This window comes from Massilia sp. 01N410, from assembly GCF_056399665.1.
In genome coordinates this window covers 303330-325978 of record NZ_JBFTRV010000004.1, presented here as the reverse complement: position 1 = coordinate 325978, position 22649 = coordinate 303330, and the positions used below count along the sequence as shown (strand labels likewise).

Sequence of the window (22649 nt, the reverse complement as noted above, 5' to 3'; positions counted from 1 at the left end):
TGCTCCATGCATTGACGGGGCTGCCGGATCAGGGGCGGTTGGTCGCGCTCACGGCGGAGGTCAGCGCGCCGGGGATCAGCAGGCTGAGGTTGCGGTTCCAGTTGGCCAGCGGGGTGGCGGCCACATAGACGATGTCCTTCGGCTGCAGCTCGAAGGATTCGGCCATCGCCAGCGAGCCGGCCACGCGGGCGTCGAGCTGGAACACGCGCGTGCGTTCGGGCGTCTTTCGTACCACGTAGACCTGGCGCGCGTCGCCGCTCAGCGGGCTGATGCCGCCGCTCTCGCCGAGCGCTTCGTTGAGGGTGAGGCGGCCGTCGTGCATCGTCAGCGCCTTCGGGGTCAGGACTTCGCCGGAGACGAAGACCTTGCTCTCGTCGCGCGAATGCACGCGCACGACGTCGCCCGGGGCCAGCATCACGCTGCCGGGATTGATGCCTTTCTGTACCAGGTCGCGCAGGTTGATCCGGTAGCGCTGCTCGCCGCGCTCCAGCACGATGCGGCTCTGATCGGCGCTCGGCAGCAGGCCGCCGGAACGGTTGATCGCCTCGACCAGGGTCATCGGGATATCGTTGATGGCCTGCAGGCCCGGCGACTTGACCTCGCCGTCGATGTACACGCGCTTGCTGCGGAAGGACTGGACCCGCAGCGTGACGTTCGGATTGGCGAGGTACTTCGCCAGCCTGGTGGTCAACAGTGCGCGCGCCTGCTCCTCGGTCAGCCCCTCGACGCCGACCATGCCGATCAGCGGGTACTGGATGCGGCCCTGGTGATCGACGACGAAGCCCGGCGGCGAGGAATTGGCGCCGCTGGGATCGGGCAGGATGTTGCCGGGGCTCATGGCATTGCCTGCCAGCTCGGGATGGTCCCATACCACGATGGACAGCACGTCCCCGCTGCCGATGGCATACGGCGGCGGATTGGGCACCAGCAGCTTCTCGAGTTCGAAATTGGCTTCCTCCCGATGCTGCTGGCGCTCGGCGGCGATCAGCTTCTCGGTGATCATTTCCGTCGGTGGTGCGGGCTCGTCCGCACCGGCCTGGTCCTGCGAGCGGAAATGGATGGTGGGTGCACAGCCCGCAAGGACGAGAACAAAAGCCGACGCCAGCACGAAGCTGAGGACTCGTGCCAGAAATTGCGTATTGGAAGCGTTCATGTGTTGCCTGTCGAAATGTGCTGCCAGCCTCTGGCGATCAGAATCAGGGTAAGCCCCCTACCCGGAATGGCTTTGGCGCACGTCAAACGGCAGGCTTAGGTCAACAGTGTCCCCGCGACGGGGCTCAGCGCACCTCCTCGACCAGGCGCAGCACTTCGGCGAAGGTCCAGATCCGGCGCAATTCGATCACGTCGTAGTTCGCCGCCACGTTGGCCGGGAAGGCCGAGTAGCGCGCGTTCAGGCTGACGATGCGGCGCACCACGTCGTCGATGTCCGGACGCCCGCTGGAGCGGAGGATGGTGACGTCCTCGACGCTGCCGTCGCTGCGGATCGCGATGCTGACCACCGGATCCGTATGCACGGTTCCGCTGGACAGCTGGATCTGGCTGACGATGGCGTTGCGCTCGATCTTCTGGCGCACGCTGTCCAGGTAGAGGCGCAGCGGCACGTCGCGGCGTGCGGCATCGGCCAGGGCGCGCCGCACCGCCTGCCGGGCCTGTTCGGCGGCGCGCATGGCCGGCGGAACGGCTTTCGCGACGTCGATACCACGCAGCAGCTCGCGGGCGCGCGAACCGAAATCCTTGCCCGGCAGCCCGCGCGATCCCGTGCCGGCGCCCCGCCCGGCGCCCAGGTCGAGACCGTCGCCGGTACCGCGCTCGCCACGTGCAAGCGCATTGCCCGGATTGGCAGCCGCCGGGCCGGGCAGCGCGTCCTGACGGGCCAGCCGGCGCGCGGCTTCGGCTTCCGCCGCCTGCTGGCGCGCCAGTTCCTCGGCGCGCTGGCGCGCGGCGGCCTGCTGGGCGCGCTCCTCGGCCTGGCGCTGGTCGGCGAGCTGCTGGGCCCGTTGCTGTTCCGCCAGCTGCTGACGTGCGAGTTCCTCGGCGCGGCGTTGCTCGGCCAGCTGCTGGGCACGCTGCTGTTCGGCCAACTGCTGACGCGCCAGTTCTTCAGCCCGCCGTTGTTCGGCCAGTTGCTGGGCGCGCTGCCGCTCGGCCAATTGTTGACGTGCGAGGTCCTCGGCGCGGCGTTGCTCGGCCAGCTGCTGGGCACGCTGCTGTTCGGCCAACTGCTGACGCGCCAGTTCTTCAGCCCGCCGTTGTTCGGCCAGTTGCTGGGCGCGCTGCCGCTCGGCCAATTGTTGACGTGAGAATTCCTCAACGCGGCGTTGCTCGGCCAATTGCTGCCGCGCCACCTCTTCAGCCTGCCGTTGCTCGGCCAACTGCTGGGCACGCTGCTGTTCGGCCAGCTGCTGACGCGCCAGTTCTTCAGCCCGGCGTTGCTCGGCCACCTGCTGGCGTGCCAGGTCGTCGGCGCGGCGCTGTTCGGCCACCTGCTGCCGCGCCATTTCCTCAGCTCGCTCCCGCTCGGCCACCTGCTGCCGCGCGAGCTCCTCGGCGCGCTGTTGCTCAGCGCGCTGCTGCTCGGCCACCCGCGCCGCCTCCTCGGCCTCACGCTGCTGCGCCAGCTCACGCTCGGCCGCGGCGCGTGCCTGCGCGGTCTGGTCTTCATCGGCCTGCCGCGCAAGCTGGGGCGCCGGCGGCGTGCTGTCTTCAGGCGCCTTCGGCACCTCCGTCAATGCGGGCAGTTCGGGCTGCGGCAGGACGAAGCCGGTATCCTCGCCGATCTCGCGCGCGATCACCTCGGTGTGCAGGGTCTCCTTCGGCGGCTGGATGCGCGGACGGCTGCGCCGGCGCAGGGTGCGTCGCGCAGGTGGCGACGGCTTGGGCGCCGGCGGGGCCGGCAAGGCGGGCGCCGGATCGCGCAAGGTGAAGCCGCGGTGCGGCGGGGGCGACGGCGCCGGCTGACTGGGCTGGGGCTTGGCCACGGCCTGGGTCGGCGCGGGCAGGACCGCGGCCGGCGGCGGCAAAGGCAGGCTGGCCGCTGGCGGTGGCAGCGGCGTCTCGACAGGCGGCGCCACCGGCACGGACGGCAATGGCGGCAGGGGCTGCACCGCCGCCGGCACAGGCGCCAGCACGATGCTCAAGGGCCTGCCCGCGCCCGCCCTCAGCCCGGGAATACCGAACTGCAGCGACAACAGCAGCGCATGCAGCAGCAGCGACACCAGCAAGCCTCCGGCCAGCCGGCGGTTCGACGGCGCCAGGCTGGCGGGGACGCGCGGAACAGTCGCCGCAATCGCAATGGGCATGGACATGCTGATGGCGGTTGGAAATATTGTCTAAGTGTTACATAGCTTATCACTCTGCAGTTCAATACGCGCGCACGGTTCGGAACGGCAAATCCGATCCCGGCTACAATGAAATGCCGCGTTCCGGATGAAAGGGGGTTGAATGTCTCCAGGATTTATCTTTGCTACGGGTATCGAAAACAGCAATCCAACCATCCAGAATGGTCGGGTACGGATGGATGAGCTCGAAAAATGCGGCCACTACAAACACTGGCGCACCGACTTCGACCTGGTCCAGGAACTTGGCCTGAAAGTGTTGCGCTACGGTCCGCCGCTGCACAGGACCTGGCTCGGCCCCAAGCGCTACGACTGGGAATTCGCCGACCTGGCCTTCAACGACCTGCGCCAGCGTAATATCGCTTCCATCGTCGACCTCTGCCACTTCGGCGTGCCGGACTGGATCGGCAACTTCCAGAATCCGGATTTTCCGGAACTCTTCGCCGAGTATGCCGGCGCCTTCGCGCGGCGCTATCCCTGGCTGCAGCTGTACACGCCGATCAACGAGATGTCGATCTGCGCCCTGTTCTCCGCCCTGTACGGCTGGTGGAACGAGCAGATGACGACCGACCGCAGCTTCATCACGGCGATGAAGCACCTGGTCAAGGCCAATATCCTGGCCATGCGTGCGATCCTGCAACTGCGTCCGGACGCGTTGTTCATACAGAGCGAATCGACCGAATATTTCCACGCCGAGAGCCCGGCGGCCATCGGTCCGGCCGAGCTCTACAATGCCCGGCGCTTCCTCTCGCTCGACCTCAACTACGGCCGGCGCGTCGATTCCGAGATGTACGAGTACATGCTCGACAACGGCATGACGCGCGATGAGTACCACTTCTTCCTGAATAATAATCTGAAGCACCACTGCATCATGGGCAACGATTATTACCAGACCAACGAGCACTACGTCTCGGCCGACGGCCTGACGCGCTCGGCCGGCGAGATCTTCGGCTACGCCGTCATCACCCACCAGTACTACAACCGCTATCGCCTGCCGGTGATGCATACCGAGACCAACCTCTCCCAGGGTCCGCGCGGCGACGAAGCCGTGCAGTGGCTGCGCAAGGAATGGGCCAATGTGCTCCGCGTACGCAACAACGGCGTGCCGCTGGTGGGCTTTACCTGGTATTCCCTCACCGACCAGATCGACTGGGACACGGCCCTGCGCGAGAACAACGGCAATGTGAACGAGCTGGGCCTGTTCGACCTGGACCGCAAGATCCGCCCGGTCGGCATCGCCTACAAGGAGCTGGTGCGCGACTGGATGGAAGTGCTGCCGACCCAGAGCGTGTGCCTGCAGGTGCCGATCGTGATGCCGCACGAATTCCAGCGGGTCGTGCCGCCCTACACCGGCTGGCCCTTCGACGACGACGCCACCATGGCGCCGCGCACCGAAGAGCGGGAGTAAGGCGCCATCCGGGCGCCTAGCGCTTGCGAGGAGTAAAAGTGTAGGTCTCGCCGTGCGCCAGATAGGTCACCTGCTGGTCCAGACCGGCCGCCTTGAGCTCGCGCGCGAAATCCGCCAGCGGCGACTTGAACACATCGTAGTCGTCGTAATGAATGGGGATGACCCGCTGCGGCCGGATGATCTGCATCAGATCGACGCCATCCTTGCCATCCATCGTCACCTTGAACACGCCAAGGATGCGGGTGCCGCCCAGGTGCAGCAGCGTCAGGTCGATGCCGGGGAAGCGCTGCGGAATGTTCTTCAGGTCGTCGTACACCAGGGTGTCGCCGCTGATGTACATGCGGTAGCTCGGCGCGACGGGATTCGCTCCGAAGTCAAGCACCGAACCCATCACGGAGGGCAGCAGGAGCTGCATGCCGGCCTTGCCATGGCGTCCGGGCACGGCCGTGAGGCGCAGGCGCGATTCGCCCTTCTCGACCTCGAGCTGATCCCATTTCCCCAGGCCGATGGTGCGCCGGAAACCGAGTTTTTCGAGCGCGGCCGCGGCTTCCTTGGTGGTGACGATGGGCGTGTCCTTGGCCAGCTTCTCCTGGACCAGCTTGTCGAAATGGTCTTCATGCAAGTGGGAGAGCAGCACGAAATCGATCGGCGGCAGCTTGTCGAGTTCGATCGCCGGGTTGGTCAGGCGCTCGGCTGTCAGGCCATAGCCCAGGTGCACGTGGTCGCCCTTGTGCAGGAAATTCGGATCGGTGAGGATGGTAAAGCCCTCGTAGCGGATCAGGACGGTGGCCGTGCCGATGAATTGCACGCTGCCGCTCGCTTCGGTGGCCGGATTGCTGCCCGGCGGCAGCTTGAGCGACAGCACCTCGCCGCTTGGTGTGGCCGCGGGCGCCTGCTGGGCCTGCACAGGGACGGCGATCGGGATGGCCAGCGCCGCCAGCAGGGCGGCGCGTCCAGCGCTGGCGCACCAGGACCAGGGCAATCGGCAAGGCGGCATGCTTCCTCCTCCTGTCATCCGACGGGGTAGTTGTCGGCATGGACGTTAACACGAACGCTACGGTGGCACCGTTCGCTAGCGGAGAGGAAATCTTGGCCTGCCCAGCTGGGTTCGAACTACTAAGGGGGGTCCGGGGGGGCAGCGAGACGAAGTACCCCAGTAACTAAAGGTGGTCAAATATGCGTCCAACTGCGTATTGCAGCCAAGGCATAACCAGGATTTCGTTTTAGGCACAAGCAAAGGCATGCGCGTCCACGCTATAAGGGCGTTGGCGTAAGGAAGTCAGATATAAAATATGAAGCGCATTTCCTATTTAGAGGGTGTAGACAAAATCTATGTCCCTGCTCAACATGTTGTCGAGACGAGTGCGTGCTCACCTCCGCGGGCGTACACTACTTTGAATGGCACCTATCCTCTATCTCGATTACGATGGCGTTTTGCATCCACCTGATGTACGCGTCACGATGGCCGAGCCCAAGAGACCGCGGGTTTATGAGAAAGGACGGCCGACAGATCGTCCTTTGTTCGAGCATGCATCGCTATTAGTGACTATTTTAGCTGCGTTCCCACAGGTCCGCATATCGTTAGCGACGAATTCGGTGAGCGCTCTCGGCTACGAATTTGCAGTGCAACTGCTGCCACCAGCGCTGCGAAATCGAATAGTAGGGACTATCTGGCAAGGTTGGATGCTGAAATTTCCCCCACCGCGACGACATGACGCCAGTACCACCGATGCCGAAGAGCGCGGGGTTGGGCATTGGCTGGCGTTAGACGATGATGTCGAGCGCTGGCCGGCAAACAGACGTCATTTGCTAGCAGCTCCAAAAATTCTTGGCTAGGCCTTTCGCAACCTAGCTTAGCGGACGAACTGTCAGGTGCGCTCGAGCTGCTATGCACAGGTCAGCGCTTAGAAATGCGGCTGCCCATGGGGGCAGCCACACCCTCTACTGTTGACCGATCATTTGAAGCTGATTGAGCGGGCTCAACCGCTTAGGAACATCGAATAACAGCACTGGAAAATATCTGAGCGACCTCGAAAACTTCTATCGTGCGATTAAGACGATGTATCACAACCGAAAGTTGCGTGAAGAATACGCATCGGTGGGATTGGCCGAGGCGCGAGGTTACTCGATAGACTTCATGTCAGATGCAATTTTTTCTACGCCCTTTAAGCCCCCCCGAAACGCTTTTCATTACTGGCAAGCCAGTTTATATATGCATAGACATAGTTTTCTTCAACAATAATCCCTGACTTTCCGGCCGGGGGCTCCGGATCGATTAGCGCTCTAGAACCAGGATCAAATTGAACATAGAAAGAAAGATGCTTCAAAACAAGATCGAGTGCTTTACATGTACTCCCTAAATCACACTCTAGTTTTTTTATTTTTTCTGATAATTCATCATTTTCGCAAATATTTCCATTAGACAATTTCGACTGTCCTGAAATAATATCTGACTCGATCGTACTTAAGTGCTTTTTCAGTCGCTCGTTCTCCAACCTCAAATTGCTGCGTTCGAGTTTAGTTTCCAAGCTAATGAGTTTTTCTAACGGATTGAATTCAATATCATTATGGATACGACCTAACCCTCCAGGAATTTCCGCCTTAAAGTAATCATCTAAATTTTTTCGATACCGCGAGTTTCTAAGAAGTGTAGAGGAATTACAAGGCTCTCCGGACCTTTCAACCTCAGTTATATGTGCAGCTGCCATTTCCGCAAGTTGTGTAACATTATCAAATTTAAGCCGCGCGCTCTTTGATTTTTTGAGGTAGTTCCTAATAATTTGTTCACGATCATCTTGTTTTCGCTTTTGGTACCCTGCAAAAGGATTTTTTCGTACACGATTATTCATCCATCACACCGTCAGAAGAGAGTGAGATAACGACTTCGCTGATCGTAGATAGCCGTCGTCGCTTAGCAGTTTTAAGACATCTGAAACTGCTAAGTTTTTAGCTTTCACAATGCTTCGCAACTGCCCAACACATTCACTTATGGGGTCAGCAGGGTCTTCTAAATCAAAAGCGTCATCAAGCTGACCACAAGCAAATAATGCCCGTCGACGCAACATATCAAACTGCCTTTCGACTTTCGGATTTTTAAATCCAGGGAACGATATGGCTTCCATCAAACGAGCCAAAATGAAGTTTTTCTCAGTGTCCTTAATTTCAATACGTTGCAGTGACTGAATTAGTATTTCAGGTTTTTCGACGACCCACGTAGCCTTATGATCGCTTTCAACAGCCCTTTTCCGCGCCGACTCCAGGCTGCTCTCACAAATCTTCCAGCCAGCAAGCTCCTCGGCGGCACGCTGGCGATCCACTTCTGCCTGTTCTAATTCCTTGTCCACACTTGGACCAACGGCTTTGAGCTTTATAATTCTTTTATTTAGCTCGCGCATATTGTCGAAAGTATTCCGAACAGCGGCTACGACTGCAGGAAGGTGGTCAATACTGCGAATAGCGGCGGGGCATAAAGAACAGCGACGAAATCCAGAAATGTGTTTGACGATTTGATCCGGACATAGGTTGTTGTAAGGACAAATCTCAGTTAAATTATAAGCAATTTGAGTTATATCTCTTTCGAAAATTAGCTCTACTCCAGGTTTCGTGTCCTCCCCAGCCATAATACTTATGCAGCCATATCGTGCTATTGTCTCTCTGGGGCTTATAGCCATACTTTTGGCAAGATTCGAATTTACCAACGCTGCCTTGCTTTCAAGATCAACTGTAGAGGCTTGGCCTAAAAAGATATCGGTTGCTGTATTGTTAAACGCCGCTTGCTGTATTTGCATTGCCTGATGCAAGGAAAGGCTACTCAAATCTTCCTGGGCAATCTTTAAATAATACGCAACTGTGCCAACTTGCTGGCCAGTCACACGCCTGCCGATAATTTCCGGTGGCAGTAAAGTTAGCGTAAGATTTGTTACGACAGTAACTCGAGAGCTATGTGGCGTAATTTCGCTAGCAACGTGCAAATTACAAACAGTTTTTTCTGTAGAATTATAACTTGCTAGCTTTTCCTTAATACGTGGATCGAAAAAATTGACTCCTTTGGCCAAAAGCTTGCAAAGAACAACTCGCTTTTCGCCTACACCAAGCACATTTGAATTAAACCAGGTCTGAAATCCAATAAGAATATCACCCCAGGCAAGTCCGTAATTACTATCGGAATGAGGCAAACCGCTTTTACCATTAACAGAAAACAAGGGGCGAAATTTCTGATAAGATGTACTAGGATTGTCGTTGTAATAGCATAAAAATTCGAACCCAGGCTCGTCAATTAGATCGCGCCATCGTTTCTGACTACGCAATATTTGGATAACACGTCCGTTGACGTCAGGCGTCCAATCCTTTTTCATCATTTTGTCCGTATTAACTAATAGCTTACTAAAGCTTTCGTCATCCTCACAAAAAATATCAAACCTATCGGCGTCGAGCCACTGAATGTGATTATGGCGTATCCCAGTATACAGAGCCACTAAGATTTGGTTAATCGCGTGCGGCTTGATAAGGTTTAACATTCCCTTATCCCTAACCATATACCATTCACGATCGGGAAAATACGGAAGGTATCTAATTTCGATACGTCTATCTTCCAACTCCACATAAGGAGAGGGGCCCATCACTCGCGCCAAAATGGGATGTTTTGTATCAACGCATCTATTATTGATTGCGACTATGCTTACCATATCATCATTAGTTATTGTTCGATCCAAAATTCTTTCGTTTATGCGATCGATGTATCTCTTTAATTCTTCGACATAAGCCACAAATATACCAAATAGCTTCCTCGGGATTGGCGATTTATTGGTAATTGACGGCCGATAAGCACTGGGATAGTCGTAACTAAAAATCACTTGAGTGAATCCACTTGCCCCCTCGAGCTCATCCGAATAGACTTCGATAAAATTGAAAAAACTTTCAATCGCTCCGATGTATCCATATATAGTAGAATCAGCCGTATTAGTCAATTTTTGGCGCGCCTCAACAAAATCCATCAGGGTAGACGGCAATCCTAGCAAGTCGCTTCGGATCCGCGATATGAAGGCGGTGCGATTCAATTTATTTGGAGCATCAGGAAACTTCAGCGAAACAATAGGATTTCTTTTATACCAAGCTGGCAGATAAAAAAACAAATATAAGTTCAAAAGCCCTAAAGCGTATATTGCCGCTTTAGGGTTTTCCCTCTTAACTTTTTCCAGAAAAAGCTTTTGCGTTTTTATCCATACAGATGCATTCGCTATCACATCAAAATCTGTTCCTGCAATTTTCTTCAGTTTCTCGAGACGACTAGGTTCTGCGGAGCTAGGCTTTAGGCCTGCTACACGCTTAAGAAGTTCAGCGTCGCTCTCCGCCACTGGCAAGTCATTCACCGCGATTTCAGAGGAAACCGTTTGCTTGAACTTATCTCGCTTCCCACCTTGGCGCGACTCAAAAGCATTTGTCCAGTCTTCAGGCAAAACTCGACAACGCGTACCAAACTTGCGGCAAAGCGTGTCTAAAAGCGTTGACTGTACCGATACGGATGCATCAATCGAACTGCCGAGTTCGACAGAGCGAAGTTCGAGCATTTCGCTGAGATTTACATCCTCTGGCCGGTGCCAACCAAGTGCAATTATCAGGCGCGTAGCGTTTGTCAGGTACCAGGCGATGGACTTCTCAGTTCGAGCAACTGAGTCGAATGCGGGATCAGGCGACTCACCCAATTCACGGTGAGCGCTACGAACAAAACTGATGAGTTCGCTCCGCGCAAAAATTTTTTCGCATGCTTCGCTCGTGCGGCCTCCACTACTCCGACTCGTCGGCCAAGCGTAGTTTCGAGGAAGAGTTATTATCTTCTCACAATGCAGAGCCAACAAAAATATTCCTATGCCAGTTTTTATCCTTGGGAAGAGCGATGGCTTGATTGGAATAGCGTCAAAATCTTTGACACCGCAAAATGTTTCGTAATAGGACAAAATATCCTTATCAACTAATTTAAATTTATACGATAGAATCCGGCAGGCATTATAGATATAAGCGTCGTTAAGAGCCCTGTCGCGGCCCAGCACGTTTAAACAGACATATTTTGAAAACGCTCCGTTAATATTTGTCTTGGAAGTGACACCCGAGTGTAGATCTACACCAACAAGATCATACGCCTGCAGCAGTGCGTCTGAAGTTGCGGACAGAGCCTTTCGAATGGCCAGATCCAATTCAGGGCCATGTACATGAATAATTACTTGATCGGTTAAATTTTTCATATAGCAAAATAGAAATCTTGATCGCTCCGGCTTCCGGCCTGAGCTAATTAAGCTAAAATTTGGGATTCTTTCTGAAGCTGTAATAGCTTCAGAAAGCCATCAAAATATGATGTAATAGAAAGCGCAGATTCTCCTCGAACAGCAATGGTTCAATTAAGTGCGCCTTCATATCTGGAATTAAACTTCTCCATCCCAACCCAGTTTTTTCGCACTGCTCAGCAATGCTTTGATTTGCAGTTCGCTTGCTGACTGCATACTTCCGGGAATACTGCGAGAAAAACTTTCTGCTGCTATCAGTTGAGCTCTCAATATATCCCTGTCCTTTTGTGCGTATAGCTGAGTTGCCTTGAGATCTTTGTGCCCCATCATTATTCTCACAATCGTAATCGGCAACCCAAACTCGCCATTTGGCAACGGAAAATAATTGAGTGCATATGTGCCGTAAGAATGTCGAAGAGAGTGAGCACCTCTAACGTTTGAAGGAACTTTAGCTAGTCTGCAAGCTCGTTTAAACACTCCCTCCCAACTCTTGTGATCTGCCGTAAAATACGGATCACCACGTGTATCACCTTCCAGGACTTGAAAGACAAAATCGTGTCGCCCATGTGGTATGTACTCATGTTTTAAATATAATTCTAAATTCTGCCAGAATAGCGAAGCAAAAGGCTCAACCAAAAACGTTTCAGGACTCTCGCGACCTTTCCACGCCAATTTATTTCGTTGTTCGATGCTTAATGCTAGATAACTTGAATGGTTAATTCTGCTTCCAGGATTTACAAGAAAAACTTCACGCTCATCAGGACGAACATCCGCCCAAAGCATCTGGCGAGCCTCGTGCCCGCGCGCACCACTTGCACCAAGAAAGTTATAATATGCTCTGTCTCGATACGTTAGTAAGTTATCGTAAAAATCTTTGAATCGATCGAATGGAAAAATTGTGACTCTATTATCATCTATAACGGACAAATGAGATTCATTCAGAACAGTAACCTTTTTCGTCTTTGCTCCGTTCGCGATTACCCCTGGCAACATCGATGAAGCAGCCATCCGTACACGCTCTAAAGCCGGCCTCAACTTAACTTGACCTATGTTGGAAAATAAATGTTCTAGCCTGTTTTCAAAATCATTTATGACACCAAGTTTGCTAAGGTCTTCATGTTCTTTCTGAATCTCATCTGAAAGCTCTAGAAATTTTTTCAACCCTGCATGATAGGTCGAAGAAGTTTTTGAGGTGACCATAGGCGATGGCATCAAAGTGGAGATTTCCTTAACCATAGGGTCACCGGAATTTTCTCCAAAGGTCAGGTATTCCGCCCAATGGTAAATAATTTTCTTCAGTTGTGCCTTATCTATCCGCATCACACCACGCTTCTGAAAAGTGTTTTGCGCCTCGAACATATAATCTAGAAAATAGGCAATGCTAGATTTATAAATCGCTATTGTATTTGGAGCATACCCCTCCTCATGTAAGCGTCGAATAAAAAATTCGAACGCATGTATCTCTCCGTACGGCCCAATAAGTTTAAAACATTGTTTCCCTTTAAAATTACCAGAAGGAATAATAGTCACGTTGCGCATAATTTTATCTTTCGTAGAAATAACGTCTATGCAGATGCTGCTCTACCGACGCATCAAAATAATTACATAGAAATTTTCCACAATCGTTTTTGATCACGCAAGGAATTTCGTAAGCCATTGATTTTAAAAGAATTTACAAAGACTATGGAAAACTATAATTCGCTATAATTTGGAAAATTGCGTGTGAATTTGCACCATTAAACGGACTATGGAAAACTATAATTGACTATAATTCGCGCAAATAGTGCAATTTAAGACATGATTGACATGCGCGTTAATGGACGGATCGAGCCGTTAGCACAACGGTCTTTCTGATTTACATATTGAGTCACCTCAGGTTTTTATTCATGCTTCATTAAATGCCGCTTTCAAACTCGACAGGTAACTGGCGTTCCCCCACCACAACGGACACTTCCGATAGGTATGATGTTCCTATCAGATGTATTACATGGCACGTGAAGGACGGGGTTTTTCAGAAGAGTTCAAGCGCGAAGCAGTCAAGCTGGTAGGCCAGCCTGGTGCGAGCAAGGTGGCAATAGCCCGCGACCTTGGCATCGGTGTCAATTTGCTGGGACGATGGTGCAGAGATGCCAATGTCGATGCAGAGGTCGCGGTCGGACGCGAGAAGGTATCGGCCCAGGAATATGGGCGCATGCGGCGTGAGCTGGCGAAGTTCAAGACGGAGCGCGACATACTGAGCGTTCGGCTACTTCGCAGCCGACCTCAAGTGAAGTACGGCTTCATCGCCAAATATCGAACCATCTGGCCAACCCGAATGATGTGCCGTCTACTCGGCGTATCGAGCAGTGGTTTTTACGACTGGCTTAGACGTCCCGCAAGTGCGCATGAGCGCGAGAATGCCAAGCTCCTCAAAGCAATCAAGCACAGCCACGAAGCCAGCGATGGCACATATGGTTCGCCGCATAGTGCGAGACCCGATCGATGCTGGTTTCTCCTGCAGCGAGAACCGCGTGGCGCGACTGATGAAAGCGTCCGGTATCAACGCCCGCCACAAGCGACGTCGTGCGCCTGGGAAGTTCGATTCGCCAGTCCACGCCATCGCGCCGAACCTGCTGGATCGGCAATTTGAGGCGACCGGCCCGAACCAAAAATGGGCAGCCGACTTTACTTACGTCTGTACTGGCGAAGGCTGGCTGTTTGTTGCTGTCGTCCTGGACCTGTACTCGTGGCGTGTGGTGGGCCGGTCGACGCAACCGAAGATGATCGCGCAGTTGGTGATAGACGCCCTACTGATGGCCATCTTCCGCCGTGGCCGGCCTCGCGCTGTGTTGCATCATTCGGACCAAGGTTCCCAATATACGAGCGAGGACTTCCAGCGCTTGCTTGAATCGCACGGCATTGTTTGCAGCACGAGCCGTCGTGGCAAATGCTGGGACAACGCTGCAATGGAGAGCTTCTTCTCGACGCTCAAGACTGAGCGTCTAAGCAAAAAGCATTACCGGACCAAGGATGATTTACGCTGATGTGTTCGACTACATCGAAAGGTTCTACAATCCACGCCGCCGTCATTCCACTATCGGGTACATCAGCCTGGTACAGTTTGAAAATCTAAAATGCGCTTAACGGAAGTGTCCGTATGGATGGGGGAAGGCCATGTTAAATTCTTACTCCCGCCTGCGTCCTGCGCAGTGAACTTGCGACAGAACGCTATTCCGACGCGGCCGGGGCTTCGCCACGTATGTTAGTGGTACTTCGCCAGTACGGCACGGGCGGCAGGAATACCTCGCTCAGTATCCATAAGCGCGGCGCCAAGACTCTCTACACCTGCTTGTGCTGGCACGACTGAACCCACAGTTACGCCGCGCGCGACCTGGCCAGACTCCCCATTCTGGAAATCACGTACGCCCACAGCATGCCGCCGACGACTTTGGCGATCCATTGGGCGAACACGATCGACGGCAACGCGACACCGAACGCGACCAAGGGAAAGATCAGCGAGTCGACCGCGGCGCCGACAACATTGGAACCATTGGCACGCACGGCCCAGGAGCGCCCTGCCAACATTTGGTAAGCGGCCGCGTCCGCCAACGAAGCGAGGCTGAAAGCGAGTACCGAGGCGATGGCGATCGGGCCGCTCATGGGATTCAAGACGTAAGACAGCACGCCGGCGCTGGCAATCAGCGCCAACATGCGCGGCCACAACTGACGGCCCTGCCATTGATCGTGAAGACGATCACGCAGGGTAAGATCGAAACCAATGAGGACGAACGCCACCACGGGCGTCGATACAGGGCCAAAGTGAGCGACCACCATGTTAGCGATCACGAGGGTCAAAATATATATTACGGTGTACTGCATCTTGCTCCTTGTCGATGTGAGCGCCATCTTTTAAAAACACTGTACATTGCACCAGTCTGAACGTCTGCAACTGGCCAGGCGCGGTCGTGCGACGCGTCCCAATTAGACCTCATCGGACCGTTTAGCCTGAGACCAATGACACCACGGACGCGCAGTCGTCGGCGCGACCGTGGCTTCGCTTGGCAGAGGCGCGCATGTTGGCACGCTTCGGTGAAGTCGCTATTGTACCTAGTACTGATGAGCCATCTCTAGGTCGCGCTCGAGCGGCCAGTCAGGCTTAAGGCTGGATGAGCCATCGCTGGTAGTTCACCAGGCTAAGCCGGGCGTAAAGCTAAGGCGAGCGGCGTGTCTGGCGCGACCATATCGAATGGCTTTTGACCGTTACCATTGCCGGCGTCTGGATTAGCGCCGTTGCGTAAAAGTGTTAACGCCGCTTCGTACAGGCCATGGCGGGCGCACAAATGCAGTAGGGTGTTTCCTCGGATCCGGTCGGTCAACCGCGTCAGCGTATCGTCCTTATCGGATGCAGTTACGAGCGTCACAATCTCATCTTCCGTCATACGACTGCCTGCAAGGAATCTTTTCGTGGCAATGGCGAGACGATTTTCCACTTCCGTAATAAGTGCCTGCTCTTCTGCTTCAGCCGCTTGTCTCGCTTTCATGACTTCCTCATGCATTTGATGCACGCGTTCGCGAAGGTAGGCGGCCTTCGCTTTGGCCTCGTCGCCATTGGCTGCAGAGAAAGAGCGCGCCCAAGTCCCCGCATGGCGTCGCCCCTCTTCCAGTTCCGCCAAGGCGGCGGCCCAGAGCGCGTCGTCCTCGACCAGCACTGCGGCGGGGCGCGTCGGTACCGGCACTACCTGCGAATGCGGCGGCGACAGGTGATCTTCAATGTTGGTCTGTGGGCTTGTTACGATGATCGCTTCAGACTGATCTGGCAGTCGGCCAAGTGCTTGACCGGCCACAACGCTGCTTGTTGCCGAAGGGGTTGGAGATGCAGAAGTCCTTGAGGCGACAGGGTCAGTGGATTGTAGAGGGTCGTTCGGCGAAACCAATTCCCTTGTGTTGACCGGGTAATACGTATTCCTGACCCGTTTCGAGAACTGGAAGTATGCCGCCCAGATAAGCCCACGCACCAGGCCCGTCATGATGCCCTTGAGGGCAGTTTCTGAGTCGATGACGTCCAGCGTGACCATCCCCAAAGTGATGTCGCCGACGACGACTATGAGCGGTAAGGCGAGTGAGACGATCTTGACGAAGCGGATGCTATAGGGCTGCCAGCGGTTCTTCAGGAGCCAAGCGGCACGCCACTGCACGGCAATCGAGGCGAACGCAAGCAGCCAGGCACCGGCCTTGTAGTTCTCCCATGCGGCCAGCGTCGTCAGTATCGCGTTAGCGACTTCTGCGCGGGACAGTTCGTTGTTGAGGCTCCCGAGCGAGTACAGAGGCGCAAGGTAGTATGACGCGCCGATATAGAAGGCTAACCACCCATGGACGCCGTAGGGTCTTTGGCCTTGGGGTCCAGGTGCTTCGCTCTTTACGCCCTGATGCAAGTAGTAGCCGACCGCCACAATGATCGCGATGACCAGGACCGCAGGCAGAAACATCCAAGGTGAGCTCTCCACGCATTTACTCCATGTTTTATTTCTAATAACAAAACTTTATCAGAGTTAATAAGATGCCGACAGGAAATCTTATTCATCGATGCGTAAATAAGTTGCTGGGTGCTAGCCGGTGACGTCGCTTTCGTGTCTTGCACATGCGGCACGAGGACCAACAGACGGAGGTCTAGCGTTCCTTTCGCTTGTCAGTTCGGTGATCCTTTCGCGATATGCAGAGTAAATTTGTCAGGCGCACCAAGCCGCTCCTAGCAGCAGTTCGGTGCGATCTTGAGCAGCTCGAACGGCGACGGCAAGCGGGAAATGAAGGTCCCTTAACGAGCAGTATCGGCTCACTTATGCGTTGCTACTCATCTGAAATCGCAAAATAACTGCAGACGTTTGCGTGGCGCATCTAGCAATTAAGTGCAGCAAGTGAGAAAATACGGATGGGCTTCTTTCCTTTACTGACATCATCTTTTAGCTTGGCAATTTCACAATGACTCAGGTCCACGACGTTATCGTGATTACAAGTTGCACGAGCAGAAAAAAGAAAGTGCCAACAGTGTTGGCACTCGAGGGGACCGAGCATACCAACTCGCTGGAGGCTTTAGCGCAGCAGTGGAAGCAGCAGGTAGAAGCCGTCGACGCGATGGCATTGGTGCCGGCGGCGGCGCTGTACGGGGGACGTTCGATGACGGAAGCAAGACGGACCGCGCAGCAGCTAGCGGCCCCGCTGTACATTGTATCTGCCGGCCACGGCTTATTGAACGCCGAAGATTGCATCCCCTCTTACGACATTACGACATCAGCCACGCCTAACAACGGCTTATACCGTTGCCTGTTGCGCTTGAAAAAAGCGCCGACTGATTGGTGGCAAGCCTTGGTGCAGGCGTTCGGGAGAGATCGTTCGCTGACCGCTTTAATGGCGTCCTCGAAGGCGCTGGTGTTGCTGGCGGTACCATCTGCATATTTGGGTTTGTTAGAAAGCGAATTGGCACAGTTAGATGATGCGTCGCTCGAGCGCTTACGCATTCTGACGTCTGCGCACGGGGCGTCGAACTTGCCGGCGCGTTTGCAAGCAGCCGCCCTCCCCTATGACGATCGCTTAGAGGGATTGCCGGCCTATGCCGGCACCCGCAGCGACTTTCCGCAGCGCGCCTTACGCCACTTTGTCCTTGCTCTGCAAGGACATGCATTGTCGCGCGACGCGGCTCGGCAACGGGTCAGCGCAGCGATGGCCGCGCTGCATAAGCCCAGTTTGCCTGAGCGCCAGCGCAAAACGGATGAGGAAATCATTGCTCTGTTGCGGCAGAACTGGGAACGTTTACATGGTTCTTCGACGGCGCTACTGCGCTACTTGCGGGATGACGCTTTGGTCGCGTGTGAACAATCGCGCTTTCGCAACTTGCGTCAGCTCATCCTAGAAGAACGTCACGATCGCACTGGCACCTATGGATAAACAAGCACTCGTGGTCCGGGCGCTGCACACGACCCAAGGCGACGGCCTCGATGTGTATGCCTTTTTTATTCGGGGCGGCGACATCCTGAAAATTGCGGACATCTCGCGGGTCGAGCGTGATGCGCATGAGGTCTTAAAAGGCTTTCAGCGACCAGAGATTCAGCAGCACGTGAAAAGCATTGCTGACTACCTCGACCAAGGGGATGTATTGTTCCCCAATTCGATCATCTTAGCAATGTCGCCTGATGTGCGCTTTACGGCCTCGCGCGGGACTCGGCCAAACAAGGATGAAGGGGTCGGCCAGACCGGGACCTTGACGATCCCGCTGTTCGAGGCAGGCAACCGCGTCGCCTGGATCGTCGATGGCCAACAGCGCTCCTTGGCCTTATCGCGCTCGACCAATCAATCGTTCCCGGTTCCGGTGGTGGCCTTCGTCTCGGACAATTTGGAGGTGCAGCGCGAGCAGTTCGTGTTGGTCAATAAAGCCAAACCCCTGCCGCGCCGCTTGATCGACGAGCTGCTGCCAGAAACCCGCAACGTGCTGCTGCCGCGGGACCTGCGCAAACGAAAAGTGCCGAGTGAGTTGTGTAATTGGCTCAACCGCAACAACAAGTCGCCCTTTTATAACTTGATCAAGCGCCCGTCCGACAAGAAGGACGAGGCGACCGCCGTGATCACGGACACCGCGGTGGTCGAGATGATTCGTCACAGCTTGTCGAATCCGTTGGGGGCGCTCGCGCCCTATAAGCCGTCCGATACGGATCCGGGCGACGTCGACGCGATGTGCACGATCCTGGTCACCTTTTGGTCGGTTGTGCGCGACGTGTTCCCAGAGGCCTGGGGCAAAGACCCGCGTCAAAGCCGCTTGATGCACTCGGCTGGCATTGTGGCCATGGGTATGCTGATGGACTGCATTTATGCGCGCCTGTCGGGCGCCAATGAGTCGTACGCAGCCGTGCGCAAAGAAGTGGAAAAAGTGGCGCCTTTGTGTCGCTGGACTTCTGGGGTATGGGAATTTAACGGACTGCGTTGGAACGACATCGAAAGCACGCCCCAAGGTAAGCGGCGCCTGCAAGAAGCCTTAATCCGCGCCTACATGACTGAAGCAAGAAAATGAAGTTTCTTTACTCCGACACCCAGGACTACGTCGATCCTGAGTACGATTTTATTAACGATCGCAACGCGCCAACGCGGCGCCGTTACTGGGATGATCGCTATGCGCATGAGATCATGCAGCCGACACCGTATGATGGCTTGCTGGTCGCGATGAGCGCCGTGGTGCCAGCGCCAGGCGTCGCCTCCTCCAAGGTCCGCTACGCAACCGCCGAGCGGCACCGCTTCTTGCGCGATGGCGTGCGCGCCTTCTTGCGTTTAAATGGCCCGAAGTACAAAGATGCGATGGTGATGGGCGATTGCGGTGCGTTCGCCTATGTCCAGCAGGAGAAGCCATCGTACTCGCCGCGCGAGGTGTTCGAGTTTTATGCGGACGCAGGTTTTACGCATGGCGTGTCACCTGACCACATTATTTTCGCCTGCGAGACCGACAACCCGCCACGTGAAGCGGTGGAGGACGACGTCCGCTTCCGCTTTGACTTGACCTTGGAAAATGCGCGCGAGTTCCTGCGCATTTGCCAGGAACATGGCATGCCGTTCGAGCCCATGGGTGCGGTACAAGGCTGGTCGCCACACAGCATTGCGCAAGCAGCGAAACAACTCGAAGACATGGGTTACCGCTACCTCGCGATCGGTGGTTTAGTCCCATTGAAAGTCGATGTGATCCACCAAGTCTTGCGCGCGCTTCGTGACGTCATCAAACCGGAGACGAAGATCCACTTGCTGGGCTTTGCCAAGGCCGACTCGATCCAGCACTTCACGGGCTACGGCATCACCAGTTTTGATTCGACCTCGCCCTTAATTCGCGCCTTCATGGACGAAAAGGCGAACTACTACGTGCCTAAGTCAGACGGTAGCCTCGAGTACTATGCTGCAATCCGCATTCCACAAGCGATCGAAAACAGCCGTTTGATGCAGGGTATCAAGCAAGGGATCTTCAACGCTGAAGACTTGGTCAAGCGCGAAGAGCGTGCGCTGACAGCCTTGCGCCGCTTCGATCTAGGCCAAGAGACTTTACATGCCACCGTCGATGCGGTGATGGACTACCAGCAATTTTTGACGCTGGCGGGCGACAGCGACAAGCACGCGAAAGGTTTAATTAAAACCCGAGTGCAGGTGGAGCGGACCTTAGCAGCAGCGCCTTGGAAGTACTGCCGCTGTGATATCTGCACCCAAATCGGCGTCGAGGTCATCATCTTCCGCTCGGCCAACCGCAACCGCCGCCGCGGCTTCCACAACCTCGGCGTGTATCACCAACACGTTCAACGCATCCTGGAGAAGTCCCAGTGAAAACTTATCAATTCAAAGCCATCCGTGCGAAACAGGCCGAGGGCCACGACGTCTTCTGCTTCGCGGCTGAACCGGCCGATGTGCTGGGCTTCTCCGAAATCGACCGCGTCGGCCGCCAAGATAACGGCGAACTCAAAGGGTTCCAGCGCCATCAGGTGGCGCCCCATATCAAGGAAATCCGCGATTACCTGGGACGCGAAGATGCGCTGCTGCCGAATGCCGTGATCGTTGCCTTCCTCGGCAGTGTCGAGGTCAGCGACCTCGGTAATGGCATTGTCGACGTCACCATTAGCGTGCCGGAAGATCAACCCCGCCCAGGCTTCGTGGTTGATGGCCAACAGCGTTTGACTGCCCTGTCCGGCATCCGCAAACCAGGTTTTCAAGTCTTCGTATCAGCCTTGGTCTGTAAGGACTATAACGAGCTGCGCCAGCAGTTCGTTTTGATCAACAATACGCGCCCTCTGCCCAAAGCGCTGATTTATGAACTGTTGCCGAACGTCGAAGGCTTGCCGGAGCGCTTCACGGCGCGCAAATTCGCTGCACGCCTGGTGGATCGCCTGAACTTCCGTGAAGACTCGGCGCTGCGAGGGGATATTCGCCAACATACGAACCCGAAGGGTGTGTTGAGCGACACGGCGATTCAAAAGATCGTCATGAATTCGGCGTCCGATGGCGCGGTGCGACGTTTGATCCAAGAGTGTGGCGCCATCCCTGAAGGACTGGTCGAACTTGAAGAGAAGGCCTTCCAACTCTTCAATGCCTACTTCCTGGCCATCAAACACGTCTTTGCGGCAGAGTGGGAAGGGATGAATCCGAAGACCTCACGCTTGCGTCATGGCGCTGGCCTGGTGGCCATGGGCTTCGTGATGGAGCAGTTGTGCTCGACGGCGTTACCGAGTTGCGCGAGCGATTACGATAAGTTCGTGGTGGGGCTCAAAGCCTTGAAACCGTACACTGCCTGGACCCACGGTCAGTGGGAATTGAGTGAGGTGCTGAAGCCCAATTGGAACGGCATTCAGAACACGCCGACCGATATCAATTTCTTGACCGATTACTTGGTGCGTACCGTTAAGCGCTTGTTACGCAGCCTCGAAAAAGCGGCTGCCTAAGGAGCGTGATGATGACGACCGCATTGGTACTGTTTTCGGGTGGCCAGGATTCGGCCACATGCCTGGCGTGGGCGCTACAGCGCTATGAGCACGTAGAGACGATCGGCTTTGATTATGGCCAGCGTCATGCGGTCGAACTCGCCTGCCGCCAAGAGATTTTGGCGGCGCTGCGTGCGCAGTTCCCTGCCTGGAGCGCCAAATTAGGCGCAGACCACATGCTCGACATGCGACTGCTGTCGACCATTAGTGACACGGCGATGACGTCGGGCCGTGCCATCGAGATGCAAAAGAACGGTCTGCCGAATACCTTTGTGCCGGGACGGAATCTGCTGTTCTTTACCTATGCGGCGGCAGTGGCTTACCGACGTGAGCTCAAAGTCCTCGTGGGTGGGATGTGTGAGACCGACTATTCGGGCTACCCCGATTGTCGCGACAACACCTTGAAGGCGCTGCAGGTGGCGCTCAGTTTGGGCATGGAGCACCCGCTCGTTATCGAGACCCCGCTTATGTGGCTCGACAAAGCCCAGACCTGGGCCTTGGCGCAAGAACTCGGTGGTGCAGCGTTCTTAGAGATCGTGCGCGAAGAGAGCCACACTTGCTATGTTGGTGATCGTCAGACATGGCATGCGTGGGGCTATGGCTGTGGTACATGCCCCGCTTGCGAGTTGCGCCGGACTGGTTACGAAGGTTTTATGAAAACGGCGGGGGCGCAGTGAACTACGAACTCAGCCAAAAATTCTTCTTCGAAGCAGCGCACACCTTAGAGCGCGACGTCGACGCTGAGGGCAGTCGCCGGATCCACGGCCACACTTATCACGCCGAGATCACCTTGGCGGGGACGCCGGACGCTAACGGGATGGTGGCGGACCTGGGCTTCGTGCGACGGGAGATCGAGCGAGTGCGCGAAAAACTCGATCACCGCTTTCTGGATGAGATTGTAGGATTGGGTCCGGCAACGCTGGAAAATCTCTGTCGCTTCATCTTCGTCGAACTAGCCGACTTTCTGCCCGCTTTGACCAAGGTATCGGTCGAGCGCCAAGCAAGCGGGGATCGCTGCTGTCTGTCGAAGTAGCGCGACCGTGCGAAAGTCAAGCACGTTAAGTAGACGCGCATGAATCTGTGCGCCGTGCGCCTTCGGCTACAATGGCGACCGGTTTCGTTGGGCGCTCTTGGCGGATCCAGCGAGACCACTCTTCTG

16 protein-coding genes and 1 pseudogene are annotated in these 22649 nt (G+C 55.4%); 9 read left to right on the top strand and 8 right to left on the bottom strand.

Annotated features, from left to right (window positions below; genetic code table 11):
• Positions 1–28 precede the first annotated feature (28 nt).
• Together AC1DOP_RS08100 and AC1DOP_RS08095 are read right to left on the bottom strand one after the other, a co-directional pair.
• Positions 29–1153 carry a polysaccharide biosynthesis/export family protein gene (locus tag AC1DOP_RS08100; RefSeq protein ID WP_442123126.1) on the bottom strand — a complete coding sequence of 375 codons (1125 nt, stop codon included), beginning with the start codon at positions 1151–1153 and terminating at the stop codon, positions 29–31.
• A gap of 124 nt (positions 1154–1277) precedes the next feature.
• Entirely contained in the window at positions 1278–3299 is a 2022-nt protein-coding gene (locus AC1DOP_RS08095) for a cell envelope integrity protein TolA (RefSeq protein ID WP_477250712.1), read from the bottom strand.
• 214 nt (positions 3300–3513) lie between these two features.
• Here AC1DOP_RS08095 and AC1DOP_RS08090 point away from each other — a divergent pair, with 214 nt between their 5' ends.
• The gene (locus tag AC1DOP_RS08090; RefSeq protein WP_442123128.1) at positions 3514–4743 is read left to right on the top strand and encodes a family 1 glycosylhydrolase; all 1230 of its coding nucleotides are present in this window, start codon (positions 3514–3516) and stop codon (positions 4741–4743) included.
• Positions 4744–4759: 16 nt separating this feature from the next.
• On the opposite strand, the gene AC1DOP_RS08085 is transcribed toward AC1DOP_RS08090, so the two are convergent.
• Complete coding sequence (locus tag AC1DOP_RS08085; RefSeq protein WP_477250711.1) at positions 4760–5740, bottom strand: MBL fold metallo-hydrolase; 981 nt, start codon at positions 5738–5740, stop codon at positions 4760–4762.
• A 401-nt stretch (positions 5741–6141) separates the two neighbouring features.
• Between AC1DOP_RS08085 and AC1DOP_RS08080 the strand changes: the two genes are divergently transcribed.
• Positions 6142–6579, top strand: a complete 438-nt coding sequence (locus AC1DOP_RS08080) for an HAD domain-containing protein (RefSeq protein ID WP_477250710.1) — start codon at positions 6142–6144, stop codon at positions 6577–6579.
• A gap of 329 nt (positions 6580–6908) precedes the next feature.
• Here AC1DOP_RS08080 and AC1DOP_RS08075 read toward each other — a convergent pair whose 3' ends face one another.
• From AC1DOP_RS08075 to AC1DOP_RS08065, 3 genes are all read right to left on the bottom strand, one after another.
• Entirely contained in the window at positions 6909–7592 is a 684-nt protein-coding gene (locus AC1DOP_RS08075) for a hypothetical protein (protein ID WP_477250709.1), read from the bottom strand.
• Between the two features lie 3 nt (positions 7593–7595).
• Positions 7596–10982, bottom strand: coding sequence for a hypothetical protein (locus AC1DOP_RS08070; RefSeq protein ID WP_477250708.1), 3387 nt, complete (start codon positions 10980–10982; stop codon positions 7596–7598).
• A gap of 177 nt (positions 10983–11159) precedes the next feature.
• Positions 11160–12560, bottom strand: coding sequence for a tyrosine-type recombinase/integrase (locus AC1DOP_RS08065; RefSeq protein ID WP_477250707.1), 1401 nt, complete (start codon positions 12558–12560; stop codon positions 11160–11162).
• 448 nt (positions 12561–13008) lie between these two features.
• On the opposite strand from AC1DOP_RS08065, the pseudogene AC1DOP_RS08060 reads away from it, so the two are divergent.
• Positions 13009–14144 (top strand): annotated as a pseudogene (locus tag AC1DOP_RS08060) (IS3 family transposase).
• Between the two features lie 231 nt (positions 14145–14375).
• On the opposite strand, the gene AC1DOP_RS08055 reads toward AC1DOP_RS08060, so the two are convergent.
• Together AC1DOP_RS08055 and AC1DOP_RS08050 are read right to left on the bottom strand one after the other, a co-directional pair.
• Positions 14376–14879, bottom strand: a complete 504-nt coding sequence (locus AC1DOP_RS08055; protein WP_477250706.1) for a VUT family protein — start codon at positions 14877–14879, stop codon at positions 14376–14378.
• Between the two features lie 314 nt (positions 14880–15193).
• The gene (locus tag AC1DOP_RS08050) at positions 15194–16486 is read right to left on the bottom strand and encodes a DUF2569 family protein (protein ID WP_477250705.1); all 1293 of its coding nucleotides are present in this window, start codon (positions 16484–16486) and stop codon (positions 15194–15196) included.
• Between the two features lie 490 nt (positions 16487–16976).
• Between AC1DOP_RS08050 and AC1DOP_RS08045 the strand changes: the two genes are divergently transcribed.
• From AC1DOP_RS08045 to AC1DOP_RS08020, 6 genes are read left to right on the top strand one after another with little or no spacing between them, the layout of a single operon-like run.
• On the top strand, positions 16977–17939 hold the full coding sequence (locus tag AC1DOP_RS08045) for a DUF6884 domain-containing protein (RefSeq protein WP_477250704.1): 963 nt from the start codon (positions 16977–16979) through the stop codon (positions 17937–17939).
• Positions 17932–19056, top strand: coding sequence for a DGQHR domain-containing protein DpdB (dbpB, locus tag AC1DOP_RS08040; RefSeq protein WP_477250703.1), 1125 nt, complete (start codon positions 17932–17934; stop codon positions 19054–19056). Before AC1DOP_RS08045 ends, dbpB (AC1DOP_RS08040) begins: the two co-directional genes overlap by 8 nt.
• On the top strand, positions 19053–20342 hold the full coding sequence (dpdA, locus tag AC1DOP_RS08035) for a tRNA-guanine transglycosylase DpdA (RefSeq protein WP_477250702.1): 1290 nt from the start codon (positions 19053–19055) through the stop codon (positions 20340–20342). Before dbpB (AC1DOP_RS08040) ends, dpdA begins: the two co-directional genes overlap by 4 nt.
• Complete coding sequence (gene dbpB, locus AC1DOP_RS08030) at positions 20339–21451, top strand: DGQHR domain-containing protein DpdB (protein WP_477250701.1); 1113 nt, start codon at positions 20339–20341, stop codon at positions 21449–21451. Before dpdA ends, dbpB (AC1DOP_RS08030) begins: the two co-directional genes overlap by 4 nt.
• Positions 21452–21459: 8 nt before the next feature.
• Entirely contained in the window at positions 21460–22167 is a 708-nt protein-coding gene (gene queC / locus AC1DOP_RS08025) for a 7-cyano-7-deazaguanine synthase QueC (RefSeq protein ID WP_477250700.1), read from the top strand.
• Entirely contained in the window at positions 22164–22523 is a 360-nt protein-coding gene (locus AC1DOP_RS08020; protein ID WP_477250699.1) for a 6-carboxytetrahydropterin synthase, read from the top strand. Before queC ends, AC1DOP_RS08020 begins: the two co-directional genes overlap by 4 nt.
• Positions 22524–22649: the final 126 nt, after the last annotated feature.

Excerpts from the sequence above, each read along its gene's own strand:
- AC1DOP_RS08100 (WP_442123126.1), bottom strand. The coding sequence starts at position 1,153 with ATGAACGCTTCCAATACGCAATTTCTGGCACGAGTCCTCAGCTTCGTG.
- AC1DOP_RS08095 (WP_477250712.1), bottom strand. The coding sequence starts at position 3,299 with ATGCCCATTGCGATTGCGGCGACTGTTCCGCGCGTCCCCGCCAGCCTG.
- AC1DOP_RS08090 (WP_442123128.1), top strand. The coding sequence starts at position 3,514 with ATGGATGAGCTCGAAAAATGCGGCCACTACAAACACTGGCGCACCGAC.
- AC1DOP_RS08085 (WP_477250711.1), bottom strand. The coding sequence starts at position 5,740 with ATGCCGCCTTGCCGATTGCCCTGGTCCTGGTGCGCCAGCGCTGGACGC.
- AC1DOP_RS08080 (WP_477250710.1), top strand. The coding sequence starts at position 6,142 with ATGGCACCTATCCTCTATCTCGATTACGATGGCGTTTTGCATCCACCT.
- AC1DOP_RS08075 (WP_477250709.1), bottom strand. The coding sequence starts at position 7,592 with ATGAATAATCGTGTACGAAAAAATCCTTTTGCAGGGTACCAAAAGCGA.
- AC1DOP_RS08070 (WP_477250708.1), bottom strand. The coding sequence starts at position 10,982 with ATGAAAAATTTAACCGATCAAGTAATTATTCATGTACATGGCCCTGAA.
- AC1DOP_RS08065 (WP_477250707.1), bottom strand. The coding sequence starts at position 12,560 with ATGCGCAACGTGACTATTATTCCTTCTGGTAATTTTAAAGGGAAACAA.
- AC1DOP_RS08055 (WP_477250706.1), bottom strand. The coding sequence starts at position 14,879 with ATGCAGTACACCGTAATATATATTTTGACCCTCGTGATCGCTAACATG.
- AC1DOP_RS08050 (WP_477250705.1), bottom strand. The coding sequence starts at position 16,486 with ATGTTTCTGCCTGCGGTCCTGGTCATCGCGATCATTGTGGCGGTCGGC.
- AC1DOP_RS08045 (WP_477250704.1), top strand. The coding sequence starts at position 16,977 with ATGACTCAGGTCCACGACGTTATCGTGATTACAAGTTGCACGAGCAGA.
- dbpB (WP_477250703.1), top strand. The coding sequence starts at position 17,932 with ATGGATAAACAAGCACTCGTGGTCCGGGCGCTGCACACGACCCAAGGC.
- dpdA (WP_477250702.1), top strand. The coding sequence starts at position 19,053 with ATGAAGTTTCTTTACTCCGACACCCAGGACTACGTCGATCCTGAGTAC.
- queC (WP_477250700.1), top strand. The coding sequence starts at position 21,460 with ATGATGACGACCGCATTGGTACTGTTTTCGGGTGGCCAGGATTCGGCC.